This window comes from Tardiphaga sp., from assembly GCF_044340795.1.
GTDB lineage: Bacteria > Pseudomonadota > Alphaproteobacteria > Rhizobiales > Xanthobacteraceae > Tardiphaga.
Genome location: NZ_JBIISY010000069.1, coordinates 1 through 17379, shown reverse-complemented (window position 1 = coordinate 17379; position 17379 = coordinate 1). Strand labels below are relative to the sequence as shown.

17 protein-coding genes are annotated in these 17379 nt (G+C 63.4%); 10 read left to right on the top strand and 7 right to left on the bottom strand.

The features are described from left to right. Positions 1–9: 9 nt before the first annotated feature. On the top strand, positions 10–1416 hold the full coding sequence (locus tag ACIQ17_RS13565; RefSeq protein ID WP_398469397.1) for a M20/M25/M40 family metallo-hydrolase: 1407 nt from the start codon (positions 10–12) through the stop codon (positions 1414–1416). A gap of 194 nt (positions 1417–1610) precedes the next feature. Here the strand turns inward: ACIQ17_RS13565 and ACIQ17_RS13560 are convergent, their stop codons facing one another. Further along, positions 1611–2393 carry a class II aldolase/adducin family protein gene (locus ACIQ17_RS13560; RefSeq protein WP_398469395.1) on the bottom strand — a complete coding sequence of 261 codons (783 nt, stop codon included), beginning with the start codon at positions 2391–2393 and terminating at the stop codon, positions 1611–1613. Between the two features lie 201 nt (positions 2394–2594). Here ACIQ17_RS13560 and ACIQ17_RS13555 point away from each other — a divergent pair, with 201 nt between their 5' ends. Further along, positions 2595–2834 carry a hypothetical protein gene (locus ACIQ17_RS13555; RefSeq protein WP_398469393.1) on the top strand — a complete coding sequence of 80 codons (240 nt, stop codon included), beginning with the start codon at positions 2595–2597 and terminating at the stop codon, positions 2832–2834. Positions 2835–3003: 169 nt separating this feature from the next. Here the strand turns inward: ACIQ17_RS13555 and bla are convergent, their stop codons facing one another. After that, on the bottom strand, positions 3004–3858 hold the full coding sequence (bla, locus tag ACIQ17_RS13550) for a class A beta-lactamase (RefSeq protein WP_398469391.1): 855 nt from the start codon (positions 3856–3858) through the stop codon (positions 3004–3006). A 52-nt stretch (positions 3859–3910) separates the two neighbouring features. Next, positions 3911–4873: a DMT family transporter gene (locus ACIQ17_RS13545; RefSeq protein ID WP_398469389.1), complete on the bottom strand. Its 963-nt coding sequence runs from the start codon at positions 4871–4873 to the stop codon at positions 3911–3913. A 94-nt stretch (positions 4874–4967) separates the two neighbouring features. On the opposite strand from ACIQ17_RS13545, the gene ACIQ17_RS13540 reads away from it, so the two are divergent. Continuing rightward, complete coding sequence (locus ACIQ17_RS13540; RefSeq protein ID WP_398469387.1) at positions 4968–5456, top strand: Lrp/AsnC family transcriptional regulator; 489 nt, start codon at positions 4968–4970, stop codon at positions 5454–5456. Positions 5457–5474: 18 nt separating this feature from the next. Here ACIQ17_RS13540 and ACIQ17_RS13535 read toward each other — a convergent pair whose 3' ends face one another. Further along, positions 5475–7124, bottom strand: a complete 1650-nt coding sequence (locus ACIQ17_RS13535; protein WP_398469385.1) for a glycosyltransferase family 39 protein — start codon at positions 7122–7124, stop codon at positions 5475–5477. A 365-nt stretch (positions 7125–7489) separates the two neighbouring features. Between ACIQ17_RS13535 and ACIQ17_RS13530 the strand changes: the two genes are divergently transcribed. The 3 genes from ACIQ17_RS13530 (at position 7490) to ACIQ17_RS13520 (ending at position 9695) form a co-directional block, all read left to right on the top strand. Then, positions 7490–8431 (top strand): hypothetical protein, encoded by a 942-nt coding sequence (locus ACIQ17_RS13530; RefSeq protein WP_398469383.1) that lies wholly within the window; start codon positions 7490–7492, stop codon positions 8429–8431. A gap of 27 nt (positions 8432–8458) precedes the next feature. After that, positions 8459–8881, top strand: a complete 423-nt coding sequence (locus ACIQ17_RS13525) for a MucR family transcriptional regulator (RefSeq protein WP_398469381.1) — start codon at positions 8459–8461, stop codon at positions 8879–8881. Between the two features lie 217 nt (positions 8882–9098). Next, on the top strand, positions 9099–9695 hold the full coding sequence (locus ACIQ17_RS13520; protein ID WP_398469379.1) for a DUF6456 domain-containing protein: 597 nt from the start codon (positions 9099–9101) through the stop codon (positions 9693–9695). On the opposite strand, the gene ACIQ17_RS13515 is transcribed toward ACIQ17_RS13520, so the two are convergent. Both ACIQ17_RS13515 and ACIQ17_RS13510 read right to left on the bottom strand, forming a co-directional pair. Then, entirely contained in the window at positions 9692–10126 is a 435-nt protein-coding gene (locus ACIQ17_RS13515) for a SufE family protein (protein WP_398469377.1), read from the bottom strand. The two genes, ACIQ17_RS13520 and ACIQ17_RS13515, sit on opposite strands and share 4 nt — an antisense overlap. Positions 10127–10216: 90 nt before the next feature. Next, positions 10217–10621, bottom strand: a complete 405-nt coding sequence (locus tag ACIQ17_RS13510; protein ID WP_398469375.1) for a DUF5330 domain-containing protein — start codon at positions 10619–10621, stop codon at positions 10217–10219. A 529-nt stretch (positions 10622–11150) separates the two neighbouring features. On the opposite strand from ACIQ17_RS13510, the gene ACIQ17_RS13505 reads away from it, so the two are divergent. The 3 genes from ACIQ17_RS13505 to ACIQ17_RS13495 are packed head-to-tail and all read left to right on the top strand — an operon-like array spanning position 11151 to position 14082. Next, entirely contained in the window at positions 11151–12980 is a 1830-nt protein-coding gene (locus ACIQ17_RS13505; RefSeq protein ID WP_398469373.1) for a sensor histidine kinase, read from the top strand. Continuing rightward, complete coding sequence (locus ACIQ17_RS13500; RefSeq protein WP_398469370.1) at positions 12973–13701, top strand: peptidoglycan-binding protein; 729 nt, start codon at positions 12973–12975, stop codon at positions 13699–13701. Before ACIQ17_RS13505 ends, ACIQ17_RS13500 begins: the two co-directional genes overlap by 8 nt. 33 nt (positions 13702–13734) lie before the next feature. Then, on the top strand, positions 13735–14082 hold the full coding sequence (locus tag ACIQ17_RS13495) for a DUF1491 family protein (RefSeq protein WP_398469368.1): 348 nt from the start codon (positions 13735–13737) through the stop codon (positions 14080–14082). On the opposite strand, the gene ACIQ17_RS13490 is transcribed toward ACIQ17_RS13495, so the two are convergent. Further along, positions 14079–15056, bottom strand: a complete 978-nt coding sequence (locus tag ACIQ17_RS13490) for a DUF2336 domain-containing protein (protein WP_398469366.1) — start codon at positions 15054–15056, stop codon at positions 14079–14081. The genes ACIQ17_RS13495 and ACIQ17_RS13490 overlap by 4 nt on opposite strands. 378 nt (positions 15057–15434) lie before the next feature. Here ACIQ17_RS13490 and ACIQ17_RS13485 point away from each other — a divergent pair. Further along, the coding region (locus ACIQ17_RS13485; RefSeq protein WP_398469364.1) for a beta strand repeat-containing protein at positions 15435–17379 on the top strand (1945 nt) is incomplete at its 3' end.

Genomic DNA, 17379 nt, shown 5'->3' with positions numbered 1-17379 from the left:
GAAGTCGCCATGTCCGCATCGTCGCAACTAACCTCCGTCCTCGCGCATGTCGATGGCGATTTCGGTCATGCGCTGGAGCGCCTGTTCGCCTTGCTGCGGATCAAGTCGATCTCCGCTGATCCGGCCTTTGCGGATGATTGTAGGAAGGCGGCCGAGCATCTCGCCAGTGAGATTGAAGCACTCGGCTTCAAGGCCGAAGTCCGGCCAACCGCAGGTCACCCGGCCATTGTCGCCAAGGCGAATGGCAATACCGGCAACCGCCCGCATGTGCTGTTCTACGGCCATTACGACGTCCAGCCCGTCGATCCGCTGGAGCTGTGGCATCGCCCGCCCTTCGAGCCGGTGGTGACCAAGCACGCCGATGGCCGCGACATTATCGTCGCCCGCGGCGCGCAGGACGACAAGGGCCAGCTCTCCACCTTCGTGGAAGCCTGTCGCGCCTGGGTCAAGGTGACCGGCGAATTGCCGATCGATCTCACCATCTGCATCGAGGGCGAGGAGGAGGTCGGCTCGAAGAATTTCGTGCCATTCCTCGAAGCGAACAAGAAAGAACTCGCGGCCGATTTCGCCGTGGTCTGCGACACCGGCATGTGGGACCCGGCAACCCCGGCGATCACCACGGCACTGCGCGGCCTCGTCTATGAAGAGGTGAAGATCACCGCCGCCAATCGCGACCTGCATTCGGGCATCTATGGTGGCGGAGCGCGCAATCCGATCCGCGTGCTCACCAACATCCTCGGCAAGCTGCATGACGACAATGGCCGCATCACCATTCCCGGCTTCTATGACGGCGTGAAGGATCTGCCGGCGGACATCCTGAAGCAGTGGCAGGGGCTGGGGTTGACCGCTGACAGTTTCCTCAAGCCGATCGGCCTGTCCATCCCCGCTGGCGAGAAGGACCGCGAACTGATCGAGCAGATCACCTCGCGCCCGACCTGCGACATCAACGGCATTGTCGGAGGCTACACCGGCGAAGGCTCGAAGACGGTGATCGCCTCGCATGCGTCGGCGAAGGTGTCGTTCCGTATCGTCGAGGGGCAGGACCCCGGCAAGATCCGCGATGCGTTCCGCAAATTCGTCACCGATCAACTGCCCGGCGATTGCACGGCTGAATTCCTCGACCATTCCAATGCGCCGGCGATCGCGCTCGACTGGAACATGAAGCCGCTGGCGGCGGCGCGCGATGCGCTGACCGAGGAGTGGGGCAAGCAGGCGGTGCTGATCGGCTCCGGCGCCTCGATCCCGATCGTCGCGGACTTCAAGCGGACGCTGGGCCTCGACTCGCTGCTGATCGGTTTCGGTCTGGATGACGACAACATCCATTCGCCGAACGAGAAATATGATCTCAAGAGCTTCCAGAAAGGCATCCGCTCCTGGGTGCGGATCATCGCGGCGCTGGCGGAAGTGAAGAAGTGATCAAAAGTCACTGTCGTCGCCCGGCTTGACTGGGCGATCCAGTAGACACCGTCATCGGCGTCTACTGGGTTACCCGCTTTCGCGGGTAACGACAGTCACTAACAAAGGTGTCTTCGAACAAAAAAAACGCCGCCCGGAATTGGGCGGCGTTGGTATTCTGCGTAGAGGTTTGTGGACCCCTTATAGCACGAATCTCACGTCCTGTAAGACGGATCGCGGCGGTCGAGCTTGCGCAGCATCGGCGGCCAGACCAGCTGGGTGGAACGCAGTTCGGCGCGGTCGGGATTGGACACCAGTTCCGCATTCTTCTCGATGACGATCTGGTCGACCGGATAGGCGGTGGGTCCGAGGATGCGGGTGCGGACCTGCATGGTGCAGGCGCGTTCCAGGTAATACATGCGCTCGAAAGCCGAGGCGACCGAGCGGCCGACGGTCAGCGTGCCGTGATTGCGCAGCAGCATGGCGTTCTTGGTGCCGAGATCCTTCTGCAGGCGCGGGCGCTCGTCGTGATCGAGGGCGACGCCTTCATAGTCGTGATAGGCGAGGTCCGGGATCACCAGCTGCGCGGTCTGGTTCAGCGGCTGCAGGCCTTCCAGGCAGGACGCGACGGCGGTGCCGTCCGGCGTGTGCAGATGCATCACGCAGCCCGCGTCTTCGCGCACTTCGTGGATCGCCGAGTGAATGGTGAAGCCGGCCGGATTGATGTGATAGTCGGTTTCGCTCAGCAGGTTGCCGTCGAGGTCGACCTTCACCAGGCTCGATGCGGTGATCTCCTCGAAGATCAATCCGTAGGGATTGATCAGGAAGTGATGATCGGGGCCGGGAACGCGTGCGGAGATGTGGGTGTCGATCAGATCGTCCCAGCCATAGAGCGCGACGAGGCGATAGGCTGCGGCGAGATTGACGCGCTGGGCCCATTCACCTTCGGTCATGTTCGATGGCACGGCTTTGAGATGGGCGGCTTCGGCTGGTGACATATGTCAGCTCCGGTTGCGGTGTTCGAATTCTGTCGAGGCAGCCTAGTGCCGACGTCACGTGCCAGCAACCGGAAGAATTGACCGGCAGGCATTCCATCAACGAAGGCGAAATGTCGGCATGTCAGTTCGCTTCTCTCGGATCAGTCGTCTGGTGCTTTTGCATCGCCGATGTTATGAGTGTATTCAACCCAAGGGTGTGAAGTGCCTCATCTGCGCAGGAACGAGCATCTGAAGCTTTTGGCCAATTGCTGCAATACGCTGGCGACGACGGTGTTTTCTCTGGGTATTCTGACGCCGATCGGCGTCAAGATATGGGGAAACCCGACACCGGCGGCATTCAACGAGGTCGAAATCTTCGCTTCTTGTTTGCTGCTGGCGGTGGCATCACATCTGATAGGACAATGGGCGATCACCGGCTTGATGGATGTCGACGATGTCTGAGCTTCCGATCTGGGCTTATTCTGCCATCACGATTGCGACGCTGCTTGGCATGAGCGCGATCGTCTATGCGGTGGCGGGTTCAAAGCGCAATCGTGTTCGGCATGAAGGACAGAACACCGACGGCTTACACGGTCCTGTGAAGGCTAGACCTCAGCGATGATATCGGAGATCAGCTCAGGCGTTCGCCGACCATTTCCCCAATCGCCCTGAACACGGTGTTCAGCTGCGCCGGTGTGGGTTTGCCGCCGCATGTATAGGCCGCGATGATCACCGGGCGGTCCGGCGCCGGCCACGCCACCGCGATGTCGCCAGCGGCGTCCTTGCCGTTGTTGCCGGTCTTGTCGCCGATCTTCCAGGACGCGGGGAGGCCGGCGCGCAAGCGATTGGCGCCGGTCTTGCAATTCACCATCCATTCGACGAATTGCGCGCGCGATCCGGGCTGCAGTCCGTCGCCAAGTGCGAGATGCTCCAGGCTCAGGGCCATGGCGCGCGGCGTGGTCGTGTCCTCGAGCTTGCCGGGCGGCGTGAACTTCAGTTCGGGCTCATAATGATCGAGGCGCGACGTGACGTCACCATGCTCGCGCCAGAACGTCGTCAGGGCCTTCGGACCACCAATGCGCGTGAGCAGCAGATTGGCGCAGGTGTTGTCGCTGAGCTCGACGATCGCCTTGGCCATCTCGCCGACAGACAGCGCACCCTTGGCGAGATTGTCTTTCGCCACCGGCGCATATTCGAGCAGATCTTTCTGCGTATAGGGGACCATGGCATCGAGACGATCCCTGCCACGGTCCACGCGCTTCAGCACGCAGGCGGCAAGCGACGCCTTGAAGGTGCTGCACATGACGAAGCGCTCTGTGTCGCGCCAGGCGAGCTCTACGCCACTTGTCAGATTCTTGGCATAGAGCCCGATCCGCCCGCCGCTGTCGCGCTCATAGGCGAGCAGCGCAGGCGGCGTTTCCCTGGCGAGGGCTGGAGCGGCGGCGAAGGCGGAGGCGGTGAGAAGAAAAGTGCGGCGATTGATCATCATCCCGTCTCGCTCGCAGCCGAACAGGGAGAAATAATGGCGGCTGTCGCGACTATGCGGCCTGTGCAGCGATGGTTGGTTGCCGAGGCGTGCGGTGCGCACCAAGACAGGCGAGGACGCTCAGCGCCACCAGCGCGAAGGCGGCGATCTCCAGATGGGTCGGAAGCCGTTGCTCCCAGACGAAGCCGTAGATCAGCGCAAACAAGGTTTCGAACAGGATCATCTGGCCCACCAGGGTCAGGGGCAGCATCCGGCTCATGCGATTCCAGAAAGCATTGCCGATGATCGAGGCGAGGACGGCGATCCCGATCGAGACGCCGGCAAACTGCGCCCAGGCCATCGCATCATGCGCAACGCTGCCGAAGAGGATGGCGGCCGGGATCAGCACGAGGCTCTGCAATCCCGTCACGACGCCCGTCAGCAGATTCCAGTCATAGGCAGACACGCCGCCGAGTCGCGCCAGTGCCGCGCGGTTGCCGATGGCGAAGATCGTCCAGGAGACCAGCGCGCCGATGGCGCAGAGCAGGCCGATGAGCTGTTGCTCGGTCGTGCCGGTCGACGGCGTCGCCAAAGCCTGCACGCCGATGCAGATCGCGCCTCCCGTGCACAGCAGCAGCGATGGCATCAACCGGCGCAGCGGCACGGCGCCGGTGACGCGACTGCCGGCGATGGTCACGGCGACCGGCAGGAAGCCGATCACCAGTGAGGTCGTGGCGATGCCGCCCATCTGAACCGCATTGGTCAGCAGCGCGTAATAAAGCGTGTTGCCGGCGAGGGCGAGCCAGCCCAGCGTGGCCCAGTCGCTGCCCTTGAGGCTGTCCCGCAGCATGCGCCAGCACGGTGCGATCAGCGCGACGGAGATCAGCCCGTAAACGAAGTAACGGCCGGCGGCGAGTTGCAGCGGGCTGAAGGCCGGGACGAGTTCGGGAGCCAGGAAAACCAGCCCCCACAGCGCCCCGGCAGCCATGCCGAAAGCGACCCCAACCATCGTCGAACCACCTGCCGCGCCGATCATCGCTCTTGCTCTCTCGAAAGTTGAGTGAGCAATATCATCGGCCAAATGATAAAGGCGCCCTCGATTAGGCCATCAAACGCAACATTTACTCGCCATGCCCCGCAAATCCGACCCGTCTCGTGATCTCGACGCATTTGACCGGGCGATCCTCCGGATCGTCCAGCGCGACAACAAGACCCCGCAGCGAGAGATCGCCGCAGCGGTCAATCTGTCGACGGCCGCCGTGCAGCGGCGGATCGCGGCCATGGAAACGGCAGGCATCATCGCGCGCAATGTCGCGATGGTGGATCCGCTGGCGATCGGGCTGACGATCACAGCCATCGTCGAGGTCTATCTGCGGGACGAGCGCTCGACGACGGTGGATGCCGCCAAGGCGATCTTCCGCGCGGCACCGGAAGTGCAGCAATGCTACTACACCACGGGCGGCACCAGCTTTGTTCTGGTCGTGGTGACGAAGACGATGCAGACCTATGAGGCCTTCATCCGCCAGCGGTTCGAGGAAAACGAGACCGTGAAGAGTTTTCGCACGCTGGTGGTGATCGATCGCGTGAAAACGCAGACCGAACTTGCGATCGAGGACTGAGAGCAGAAGGCCCGGCGTCTATGGCGCCGGGATCGCAAGCAGGCTGGAGATGCTGCTGCCGCGGATGTCGTAAACGCGGGCGAAGACGACGTCATCGCGCTTGATCTCGGCAATCACGGGGGCCGTCAGGCCCTTGCAATAGAACTCGCCCAGGGTCATCGCAAAGTCGGCCGCATGGCTGTCCCAGCCGATGGTGAAGTCGGGGCCGAGTGCCACCTGCGCCGGGCGCTGCGGACCGCACACAGCGACCTTCCATTTGCGGCCAACCGGCGGATGCTCCTGCCGCTCGTCGATCTGCTCTTTCAGCGCGTCGGATGCCTGCTTCAGCGCGAGGCCCCAATAGTCGAGCATGAACAGCGCATCGGCCTGGCGCACGGTGCCGGCGACGTAGTTGAAATGCGTGTACTGATACGGATGCAGGCGGATCATCTCCGCCATCGGCAGCATCAGGCCAAACGAGAGCGCGGCGACGGCAGCGGCCTGCGCGCCGCGGTGGTTGACGCGCAGCCAGTCCATCAGCGACGCGAAAGCGACGCCGGCGAGCACGGTCATCGGCGGGATCACGAAGATGAAATGGCGGATGCCGTTATACAGCGCCGGGCGCTTCACCATGGCAATGATCAGCGGCAGCATCGCAGCCGCCGTCAGCATCAGCAGGATGGTCTTGCGGCGGGCCGGCACATCCTTGCGCGACGTGACAAGGATGGTCAGCGCGATGCCGCCGGCGAGCAGCGTGATCAGGACTTCCGGCAGCTGCAGCGCGAACAGTGTCGGTAGATAGGACCACGGCATGTCCGGCACCGAGATCATGGCGCCGTCGAACATTTCCTTCCACGGCTTCTCGAAGAAGGTGGAGAAGTAGGTGAGGGCGCGCAGCGGATTGGCGGGCTCGAGGATCGACCACGGCCAGATCAGGCCCATGATCAGATAGCCGAAGGCGAGGCCCGGCAGCAGCAGATAGACCACATGGAGCAGGCGGCGGACCGCTTCGCGCGGACCCTGCTGACGCCATTCTTCGAGGAACAGCGGCGCAAAGCCGATCAGCGCGTAGATCAGTGTCAGGCCGGCAAGGATGCGGCAGCCGATGGCGCAGCCCGCGCCGATGCCCAGGATCAGCACGGTGCGGTTGGACGGCGCCGGATATTCCTGCACGAGCCGGACGAGGCCGAGCATCAGCACGATCATGGCCACCGCGAAGGGCGCATCCTTCGGGTTCATGAACATGTGGCCGTAGAAGGTCGGGCACAGTGCCAGCAGCAACAGCGTGACGAGGCCGGCGATCGGGCCGGCGATCCGGCGGCTGACGCGCCAGGTGACGGCGATGCCGATGATGCCGACAATGGCGCCGAGCAGGCGGCGCGTCTCGAACAGTTCGAGCGGGATCACCTTGTGCAGCAGCGCGGCGGCCATGTCGAAGCCGCCGCCATACATGTAGAGATTGGCGAAGGAGAGCGCGGCTGTGTCGCGAAAGCCGCTGCCATACATCTTCAGCAGGAGGTCGGCATATTCGGCGTGGGTATAATCGTCCCAGCCGAGGCCATAGTCCCGGAAGGTGAAGCTCGCGATGATGCTGACCACGACCAGCGCCAATACGGCGAGGTCGTCACACGTCTTCTCCACCGAGCGCCGCGCAGGCGTTTCGATGGCCGCAGTCGTAATCGATGACATGGCTATAGACGATCCGGTGTCCCAAACCCAAACAATGGCTCGGCAGTGCGCTTCTTGAGCCTCGTTCCCCGGCATCGGTATAGCGCGTTTGTATTTTTGAGTAATTGAGAATTGTGGCTGAAATTCTCTTAAAATACGTGCGGTGCAACAATTTGAAAGCTTTGCAGGATAGCCGTTCCGCGTGCTCCCGCGGTCTGCGCCCGCCGGGCGAACAGCGGTCGATCGCGGCGACTGAAACGCCTTGCCGCCTTGAAGCTTACCGCAAACTCTGAACGCAAAATTGCCGTTTGGAAAACTGCGTCATATGACGCTATCGTGTTGCCCTGACGAGACTCGTGGGGTGTCCGTCCAGGAGTTCGAAGACCATGACAGTGCTGCTGATTGCCGGGATAGGGGTCATCCTGGCGGGCCTTGCCGCGATCGGATTCGGTATTCCGGTCAAGGAGTTCGGGTTCGGCAACACCTTGATCCTGACGGGTTCGGTGGGGGTCTGCACCGGTCTGATCATGATCAGCCTCGGCCTCGTCGTGCGCGAGATGCGCAAACTCGCCGCGCAACTGGCCGAAGCCGGTCCCCGCGTCGCTGCACCGCTGCCGCGCCGGGAACTGAAGCTGCCGCCGGCTCCCGAAGAAGCGGAGGACGACCACGACTATGCACCGGTGGCGCCGCCCTTCGCCCGCGACCTACCGCCACCGCCCGCACCAGCCGCACCGACCGGTCCGGAAGAGGGTGTCCCCCCATGGCAGGACGAAGTGCTGCGCGACCGCGAGCGTCTCGCCGCGGCTGCCAGCAGCGCCGCAGACGAGCCGAAGCGGCGCAATCTGATGTTCACCTCGACACGCCGCGACCGCGAAAAGGAGCGCACCGATGCGGTCGCTCAGGCGCTGGAACTGGATCTGACGGGGCCTGCGCCAGCGCCGTCGCAAGAAGAGCCCGCGCATGACGACGACGCCCCCACCGAGCAGGCGCCGCGCTTCGAGGATGCCTGGCCGCGCGGCGAGCGGCCTGCGGCGCCTGACCGTCCGCGGTTTTCGGACGCCATCCGCGAGGCCGCGCGGGCTTCGGCCACCCATGCGGACCGGTTCAGCGATCGGCTCCCCGATCCGAGCGAGATCCCCGACCGCGACGAGCCGGTGCCGGCGGCGTCCTCGCGCCCGGCCGGTGTTGCCGTGCTGAAATCCGGCGTCGTCGATGGCATGGCCTATTCGCTGTATTCCGACGGCTCGATCGAGGCGCAGATGCCGGAAGGCCTGATGCGTTTCTCCTCCATCGACGATTTGCGCGCACATCTCGAAACTCGAAGCTGACGCAATCTCCTTTCGAAAGACGGCGCCATGAGCGACTCCAACAGCAAGAGCTTCATCGAGCTGACGGCGAGCATCGTCTCGGCCTATGTCGGGAATAATCCGGTGCCGGCGGCGGAGCTGCCGTCGCTGATCAACCAGGTGCATGGCGCGCTGACACGGGTTTCCGGCAATGGCGCTGCACCGTCCGTGACGGAGCTGGCGCCGGCCAAGCCCGCGGTATCCGTCAAGAAGTCGATGACGGCCGAATATCTCGTCTGTCTCGAGGACGGCAAGCGCTTCAAGTCGCTGAAGCGGCATTTGCGTACGCAGTACGGAATGACACCAGAGCAGTATCGCGAAAAGTGGGGGCTGCCTGCGGACTATCCGATGGTGGCACCGAACTACGCGGTTGCGCGCTCGCAGCTTGCCAAGCAGATGGGGCTCGGCCAGCAACGCAAGCGCCGCAAATAGGTACTATGGTTCCATCACAAAGGAACCTTTGAAGAACAAATCGGGACAAAAAGTTGACCGGTCAACACGCGTCGGTTGGCAGGGCGCAGCGGGTCGCGTTGCCGTCGTTGTCGTCATGCTGGGCCGGCCGACTTAATCCACAAATAGGAAATTGATCCAAGATTCTGCTTGCGGAAGTGCGGGACTCGTGACCCTATGGCTTCACAAGGAGAACGAAATGAGAACATCAGGAAGCCGCCGCCCGCCTCAAGATCCGATTGATCCGCAACGCCAGCGCCATATGACGCTGGAAACGCGGCAAATCCTGACCGAAGACGGCATTGCCAGCGTGCTGGTCAATGACAGCGAGAGCCCGCTGGCTTGGCTCGCCCGCCGCAAGGGCCGGGACGGGCGCAGCCTGATCGCGCCGCATCAGTTCATCGCCGGCGAGAAGCTGCGCGCCGATTTCACCCGCGCTCACATGGCCCCGCGCGTCACCGCCAATTGGGGGGCGCCGGCCGGTGGTCGTCCGCGCGGCTCGGGTCTCAGTCCCGGCGAGATGACCGATGTAATGCTGGCCTCGCGGCAGAAGGTCGGGCACGCGCTGGATGCCTGCGGTCCGGAATTCGCGGGCGTGCTGATGGATGTCTGCTGCTTCCTGCGCGGGCTGGAAGATGTCGAGCGCGAGCGCAACTGGCCGGCGCGTTCCGCCAAGGTGGTGCTCCAACTCGGCCTCGACCGGCTGGCGCGGCATTATGGTTTCGCGGAGGATGCGAAGGGCAAGCCGGCGAAGCTGCGCACGTGGCTGGCAGACGGCGAGACGTTCGAAGCCTAGCCCGCCGTCTCCAGCGCCTCACGCGCATCATTGCGGATGCGCTCGACCATCGAGCGCAGGCCGTTGGAGCGCTGCGGCGTCAGGTGATCGCGAAAGCCGAGTTCGTCGAACACGGCGATCGCATCCGTCTCCAGGATGTCCTTCGGGGTGCGATCGGAATACAGCGCCAGGAGGATCGCGATCAGGCCGCGGACGATGTGGGCGTCGCTGTCGCCGAGATAGCTCAGCACCGGCGCACCCGTGTCACTGGTCGCCACTTTGCGCGACAGCCAGACCTGGCTGGCGCAGCCATTGACCTTGTTCGCGGTCGAATGCTCGTCCTCCGGCATCGGTGCCAGCGTGCGGCCGAGCTCGATCACGTAGCGGTAGCGATCGTCCCAATCTTCCAGCAGTTCGAAATTGGCGCGAATGTCGTCGATGGCAGTGGTCATGGCGGCCTTGATGCAAATGTCAGCCCTATATAGGGGCGATTTGCATCGAATGCGACTGTGGTCCCGGCATTTACCGGTTGGAACCGTGGCTCATGGCACCGGCGGCGCGTCGGGCGACTGCCAGTCGACGGCGAGATCGTCCTGGGTCAGCGTATCCTGCTTCGCCATCGCGACCGTGCCAGGATCCTGATCGCCGCTCTCACCGATCGATCCGGTGTGATCGGGCTTCTTCTCGGTGATGATCTGATAGACCTTGCGCGCGCCTTCCTTGGCGCGTTCGCCGATGAAGGCGGCGGCATTGCCACCGACCTCGCAAGCGGCGGGCTGGCGCTTGCAGAACTGGCTCATGTCCGAGGCGGCGGCCGTCGCGGCAGAAATCGCGTCGGAGGCACCGACCTGCGGGGCAGCCGTCTTGTCGGCCTCGGGCGTGTGGTCCCGCGGCAGCAGCACGAGCACGAGCCCGATCCAGAATGCCATGCGCAGCAGGAAAAACATGAAAACCCCGTCGTCTTGTCGAAGGTCGTTGCGAAGGATCGCAGTCGACAACTGAAGCTAGGTGCAGTCGATAAACTTCAAGTATTTGCGAAGCGATTAATTCGACGAAAATTGATGCGATTGGAGACGGCGTAAATTTTTGATTGATGCCCGGCCTCAGCCCCTCATGGTGAGGAAGCCTCGCGGCGCAATGGCGCCGCTGACCGCGCCGTCTCGAACCATGAGATCGCCTGCCGCGATCCTTCGAGACGCGCAAGGTGCGCGCTTTCATGATGAGTGGGAGGCGGCTGCGCTGCGTGTGCGATCGTGTCCATACTTTCGAAACCATACATGCCCGTGTGAAAGTTTCCGTTCACCACAATGGGCGAACAAAAATGCGAAAACTCCCTTCAAATCGAGACTTCCGCGTTAGGCATGGTCCTGTCTGCGATCGCTTTAGTGTTCGTTTAATGTCGCTCTGACAGGTTGGCGCGGTGATGAAGGAGCGCCTCGATACGCCGATGCAGGCGAGTATGTCGAGGCGAAGCGAGTGACAGGTTTGAACATCATCCGCGACTGTCTAGATGCGATGTTGCACCCCTCGGCGCGTTACGATGCGCTGACGAGCGCGCGCCATCGCGCCTTCATGGCGCCGCGGCTGCTGGGTAGTCTCGCGGCCTTCGCCGCATTCCCGCTCTATCTCGCCATACGCGGCGCGCCGACCGCGCTCGAGGTCACCGCCTTTGCCTGGCTGATCGCGCCGATCCTGTTGTCCTACTTCCTGTCGCGCACCGGCCGTTACGAGAGCGCGCAGATCATGTCGTCGCTCGCCGTTGCAAGCCTCGTGATGATGGTTGCCATCTTCACCGGCGGCATCGCCAGCTTCGCCGCCATCTGGCTCGTCGTGGTGCCGATCGAGGCTGCGCTGTCTGCATCGCGCCGCATCGTCACTGCTGCCTCAGGCATCGCGATCGCCTGCGTTGCGATGCTGGTGGTGCTGACGGCGTTCGACTGGCTGCCAGAATCGGATGCCGGCGCCAGCCACATCGTGTTCATGACCTTCGGCATCGCTTCGGCAACGCTCTATGCCGCCGGCCTCGCTTTCGGCGCGGAGTCACTGGCGCGCACCAGCGTGTCGCTGCTCAATGTCGAGGAAGACCGCTATCGCCTGCTGGCCCGCCATATGAGCGACGTGATCTCGCGTCATCGCCCGAACGGCACGGTGCAGTTCATCTCGCCTGCGGCCGAAGCGCTGGTCGGCGTGCAGCCGCAGCGGCTGTTCGGCCACGGCCTGTTCGATCGCGTCCATGTCGCCGATCGCCCGGCCTATCTCACGGCATTGTCCGATGCGGCACGGGGCGGTGAAGCCCGCAGCGTCGAATTCCGCCTGCGCCGTGATGGCGCGCGCGGCGAGGCCGGTGATTTCATCTGGGTCGAGATGCGCTGCCATCCGCTGGAGATCGCGGCCGATCGCCCGGCGCCGGCCAATGCCGAGACGGAAGTGGTTGCGGTGCTGCGCGACGTCACCGATCGCAAGCTGCAGCAGCAGGCGCTGGAACAGGCACGCATCGCTGCGGAGGCCGCCGACGCGTCGAAGACACGTTTCCTGGCCACCATGAGCCACGAACTGCGCACGCCGCTGAACGCGATCATCGGCTTCTCCGACATGATGGCGCAGGAAGACGTCCTGATGCTGGATGCCGCCAGGCGCAAGGAATATGCGCAGCTGATCAACGATTCCGGCCAGCATCTGCTGTCGGTGGTCAACGGCATCCTCGATATGTCCAAGCTGGAATCCGGCAGTTTCGAACTCGCGCCCGAACCCTTCGCGCCGCGCCCGGCACTGATCAATTGCTGCAATCTGCTGGCCTTGAAGGCGAGCGACAACGGTGTCGACCTGATCACGGATGCGCCGAAGGATCTGCCGGAGGTCAATGGCGATCCGCGTGCGTTCCGCCAGATCCTCCTCAACCTCGTGTCCAATGCCATCAAGTTCACCGAACGCGGCGGCAGCGTCACCGTCACCGCCGCAATCGAGGCCGCGCGCCTGGTCGTGCGCGTGCGCGACACCGGCGTCGGTATCGCAGCCGACGATCTTGCGCGCATCGGCGATCCGTTCTTCCAGGCCGGCGAGACCTATCATCAGCGCCGCCACGAGGGCACCGGCCTCGGCCTGTCCATCGTGAAAAGCCTGGTCAGCATGCATGGCGGCGAGATGCAGGTGCAGAGCCGTCTGGGCGAAGGCACCACGGTCACTGTCGCATTGCCGCTGGATTATGCGCCGCCGCAGGCTGCACCGAGCAATATAACGCCCCTCAATATCGTTGCGCCGCGTGGCGCGTCGTCCGGGACGATCCACCAGGTGAAGAAGAGTGCCTAAAGCGAATTCCAAATCCGCCAAGTCCAAGCGCGCACGCGCCGTCGCCATCGAGGAGCCGGCCGAGCGCGGGCTGCTGATGCGCATGGTGCTGCACAGCCCCAAGGACATTGTGGCCGGCCTGATCGCGTTCTCTGCGGTCAGCGCGATCATCGCGAACGCGATCTTCCTTCAGAAGGGGCATCATCCGTCGCCGATGTTCGGCTCCAGCACCGTGGTTTCATTCCCGGCGCCGGCACCTGTGACTGTGGTGAGCCCGCTGCCGAAGCCACGCCCGAGCGATGCGACGCTGACGTCGTCGGATACGAAGCTCGATGCGCGCATGATCGATGCCAAACCGGTCAATCCGGTAAGCGAGCCGAAACCGTCGGTGGTGGCCAGGCCCGCTGAGCCGCGTGGCGGCGATCCCATGGGCAATCTCGTGAAGGCGACGTCTGCACCCGCGACGACCCAGTCTGTTCAGCGTCCGCCGGCAGCCATTCCGCACGCCGGCAAGTCCGATCCGCTCGGTGATCTCATCACCAATACCCGCCGCGTCGCCGCCGTGCAGCGTGCGCTCACCGAATATGGATATGGTCAGCTCAAGCCGACCGGCAATGTCGGTTCGGATACATCGGCCGCCATCCAGCGTTTCGAACGCGAGCGCAAGTTGCCGGTGACTGGCCAGATGTCGGATCGTCTGGTGCAGGAGCTGGGCACGGTGACCGGGCGCGCGATCAACTAGCGATCGCGGGCCGGCTGTCGTATCGTCGGCATCATGAGCCGTTTGAAATCAGCAATATGGGTGGCCGCCTATCTGCGCCGCTGCCAGACCGAAGGCGTGTTCGGCGCGGTGCGCCGGCGCGGAGCCGAGGAGGCCGGTGCGATCTTCGTCAAGCTCGCGCTGCTCGATGGCAATGCGATCCTCTACGCGCCAGCGCCGCAGAGCGCCTATGACGACAGCCGCCCCACCGATCGCGTTTTCGCGCCATCGCCGCAGCAGGCGGTGGAAGAACGCAAGATCGAGGAGCGGCTGCAGAAGGAGATCAGCTTCGATCCGGACCTCTGGATCGTCGAGATCGAGGACAAAGCCGGGCGGCATTTTCTCGATCTGGCAAAAAACTAGCTTCCCGAACCATTCCGCGTCCGTGCGACATCCACGCCGGGCTGCATGCCTGGCTGGACGCTGGGCCGCGCCATCGGCGTTGCGGCGCGGGCGCGCTGGCGTTCGTCATCATACAGGGTCGGGCGGAATTTCGCGCGGGTGGCTGCGAGATGCGCGCCGCGCCAGGCGGCGACCATGATTAGCGCCGCGCGCTCGGTCAGCACGTCGTACATGCGCGACAGCCGGTACACATTGTTCACCGACGTGCCGAATTCCGGATTCAGGAACAGCAATACACGCTGGAAGATCGCACCGTGCATGCCAAGCGCCTTGGCGCAGCACGCGAGGGGCTCGCCGCCGGGATCGCTCACCACCTGATCGGCAATCGCCAGCGGCAGGATCAGCGCTTCGCTGATCTCGCGCGCGAAATTCTCGCGGTCCTCGGCAAACGCAGCCATCTCCAGAATATGCATCGCGCGCTCGGCGCGGGCCTGCGGGATGCGTGCCGACGGTTGCAGCGGGGTGTCGGCGAGATTGTGCAACATCTTCGCGCGCTCGGACGCATTGGCGGCGAAGAACAGATTGCTGATCTCGGCGGCATCGTTCGGCTGCATGGTGCGATTGACGATGCGCGACGGCGGCGGCGCCGGCTGTGACAAGGTCGGTGCGGGGATGTCTGGTGCAACGGACGGCGCGACCGGTGCCGGCTGCTGTGCAGCAGCAGGCTTCAGTGCCAGCTGATCGAGAATGACCTTTGGCGTGTTCGGATAGATCGATAGCCGCGCCCGCACGGCGGCGCGCGTCGCATCGTCGACCTGGTCGATCAGCCGCGAGGTCAGTTCGATGAACTGTTTCTCCTCGTCGGATGTGTGACTGTGTGCCTGCACATAGAGATCCGTCAGCACCCGCAGCAATGTCGGACGAATATCGACGCCCTCACGGCGCGATAACGTCATCAGGCCGTCGAAGCCTGGAATTGTTGGTGCAGGGGTCATGGTCGGAACGCTGGACTGAGGCTGATTTGCCTCAAATTACGACCGACGAATTAATTTCCGTTTAACCATCGCCGGTTCCATACACGCGGGACGCGCGGCGATTGCGCGCTATTCGCGATTTTTGTTCGCTGTGCGAATCAGTTGTGACGGTGCAGACACACCGCCAGAACTTCGACGCCCGCGCGGCATTCCGCGCAAGGCCGCAAGCCAGGCGGTACCTTAAGGTGGGATACCTCTCCGGAGGGATCTGGCGCTGATTCGATGGCGCCGTGGGTTATTCAGGTCGGACCACGCAAGCGGGCCTGTCGCGAACGACGTTCTGGCTTGCGTGAGCTTGTTTGATGGACCATGCCGCGCCCCGTTCAACGACGAATGATCATGTCCACGTTGCACGCGCTGCGGCACGCTCTCCTCGCCAGTACGGCGTTCGCTGCCGTCTGTCTCCCGCATGCATCGCAGGCACAGCAATACTGGAACGGTGCGGCAACGGCGGGGCCGGCGCCCGGGCCTGTGACTGGTGGTACCGGCACCTGGAATACGGTCAACGGCAATTGGAGCAATGCCGCGGGTACGCTCAACGACACGATGTCACCCAATCCAGGCACTGTGATTTTCTCGGCAACACCTGGTGTGGTCACCGTCGATAATTCTTTCGGGGGGGTCGGCGTCACCGGAATGCAGTTCACGACGTTCGGTTATTTAATCACCGGCGATGCTGTCACGCTCGCAGATCCCGGCGCGGTCATCGCTGTTGGTAACGGGACGCCGGCTGGTGCAGGCATGGTGGCGGCGATGCAATCCGCGCTGACAGGGGCCGGCGGTCTGGTCAAAACCGATCTTGGCACGCTGTTCCTCTCCGGTGCGAACAGCTATGGCGGAGCGACCGTCGTCAATGGCGGCGTGGTCCAAGCGGGAGCCGCCAATACGTTCAGTCAGACCAGTGCGACCACGGTGAATGCCGGCGGCACGCTGGATCTCGGTGGCTTCGCCCAGGCCATCGACAGCGTTGCGCTTGCGGACGGGACTCTCATCAACGGCGCGCTGGCCGGTGCGATCTCATCGACCGGAGGGCTCATCTCGGGATTGTCCGGCACCGCGACGCTATCGCTGAGCAGCGGCACCACGACATTGACCGGTGCGAATGCCTATACTGGCGTGACGACGATCAATGGCGGCACGCTTCTTGCGGGCAATGCTAACGCATTTAGCGCGACCAGTGCAGCGAGGGTGAATGTCGGGGGCACGCTTGATCTCGGTGGTTTCGCGCAGACGATCGATGCGGTCGCGCTTGCCGGCGGCACGTTAACGAACGGCACATTGGCCGGATCTGTCGCATCGACGGGCGGCACGATTTCCAATCTCACCGGCACGGCCAGCCTGGCGACTACGGCGGGCACGACGGTGCTGAGCGGAACGAACAGCTATACCGGCGCAACATCCATCTCTGGCAGCGTTCTCCAGATCGCAGGCTCTTTGCAAAACAGCAATGTCTTTGTGAACGCCGGTGCCGCGCTTCAGGTAACGGGCACGATGTCGGGTAACCTCGTCACAGTGAATGCCGGTGGCGCGCTGTCAGGCACTGGTACGGCGAGCCAGGTGGTGAATGTTGGTGGCACGCTGATCGCGACGCCCGGTGCAACGCTCACCATGAGTAGTTTGGCGCTCGATGCAGCTTCAAACGTCAATGTCGATGTCAGCGCGGCGCGGGGAAGCGGGGTGCCGTTCAACGTGACAGGCAATCTGACGCTCGACGGCACCCTCAATCTCACGGATGCCGCGCCGTTCGGTGCCGGCATTACGCGGCTGCTCAGCTATGGTGGTACGCTCACCAATAATGGTCTGGATATCGGCGTCATCCCACCGGGCATGGCGCGGGCAGATCTGGGTGTGCAGAAAGGAATTCCAGGGCAGATCAATCTCGTCAATTCGGGCGGTCTGACGCTGCAGTTCTGGAATGGTCCTGCACCGGCCGGTCCAGGCACGGGCACTGTGAATGGCGGCAGCGGAAGCTGGAGGGTGACCAATGCGAACTGGACGGACGCCGACGGCACGTTCAACGCTCCGGCAACCAATCCGGCGTTCGCCGTGTTTCAGGGGGCGCCGGGTACGATTACCGTCGATTCGAGCTCCGGTGCGGTGATGGCATCGGGCATGCAGTTCGCCGTCGATGGCTATCGGATCGTGGGCGACAGTATCACGCTGACGGAACCACAGAGCTTGATCCGCGTCGGTGATGGCACATCGGCGAGCAGTGGCTATACGGCGACCATCGCCTCGGCTCTCACTGGCGCCGGTGGTTTGCTCAAGACCGATGCCGGTACGC

Bases quoted from the DNA above. Each gene is read 5' to 3' on its own strand.
- ACIQ17_RS13530 (WP_398469383.1), top strand. From the start codon at position 7,490: ATGACAGTGCTGCTGATTGCCGGGATAGGGGTCATCCTGGCGGGCCTT.
- ACIQ17_RS13535 (WP_398469385.1), bottom strand. From the start codon at position 7,124: ATGTCATCGATTACGACTGCGGCCATCGAAACGCCTGCGCGGCGCTCG.
- ACIQ17_RS13545 (WP_398469389.1), bottom strand. From the start codon at position 4,873: ATGATCGGCGCGGCAGGTGGTTCGACGATGGTTGGGGTCGCTTTCGGC.
- ACIQ17_RS13525 (WP_398469381.1), top strand. From the start codon at position 8,459: ATGAGCGACTCCAACAGCAAGAGCTTCATCGAGCTGACGGCGAGCATC.
- ACIQ17_RS13495 (WP_398469368.1), top strand. From the start codon at position 13,735: ATGAGCCGTTTGAAATCAGCAATATGGGTGGCCGCCTATCTGCGCCGC.
- ACIQ17_RS13520 (WP_398469379.1), top strand. From the start codon at position 9,099: ATGAGAACATCAGGAAGCCGCCGCCCGCCTCAAGATCCGATTGATCCG.
- ACIQ17_RS13560 (WP_398469395.1), bottom strand. From the start codon at position 2,393: ATGTCACCAGCCGAAGCCGCCCATCTCAAAGCCGTGCCATCGAACATG.
- ACIQ17_RS13540 (WP_398469387.1), top strand. From the start codon at position 4,968: ATGCCCCGCAAATCCGACCCGTCTCGTGATCTCGACGCATTTGACCGG.
- bla (WP_398469391.1), bottom strand. From the start codon at position 3,858: ATGATCAATCGCCGCACTTTTCTTCTCACCGCCTCCGCCTTCGCCGCC.
- ACIQ17_RS13490 (WP_398469366.1), bottom strand. From the start codon at position 15,056: ATGACCCCTGCACCAACAATTCCAGGCTTCGACGGCCTGATGACGTTA.
- ACIQ17_RS13515 (WP_398469377.1), bottom strand. From the start codon at position 10,126: ATGACCACTGCCATCGACGACATTCGCGCCAATTTCGAACTGCTGGAA.
- ACIQ17_RS13565 (WP_398469397.1), top strand. From the start codon at position 10: ATGTCCGCATCGTCGCAACTAACCTCCGTCCTCGCGCATGTCGATGGC.
- ACIQ17_RS13510 (WP_398469375.1), bottom strand. From the start codon at position 10,621: ATGTTTTTCCTGCTGCGCATGGCATTCTGGATCGGGCTCGTGCTCGTG.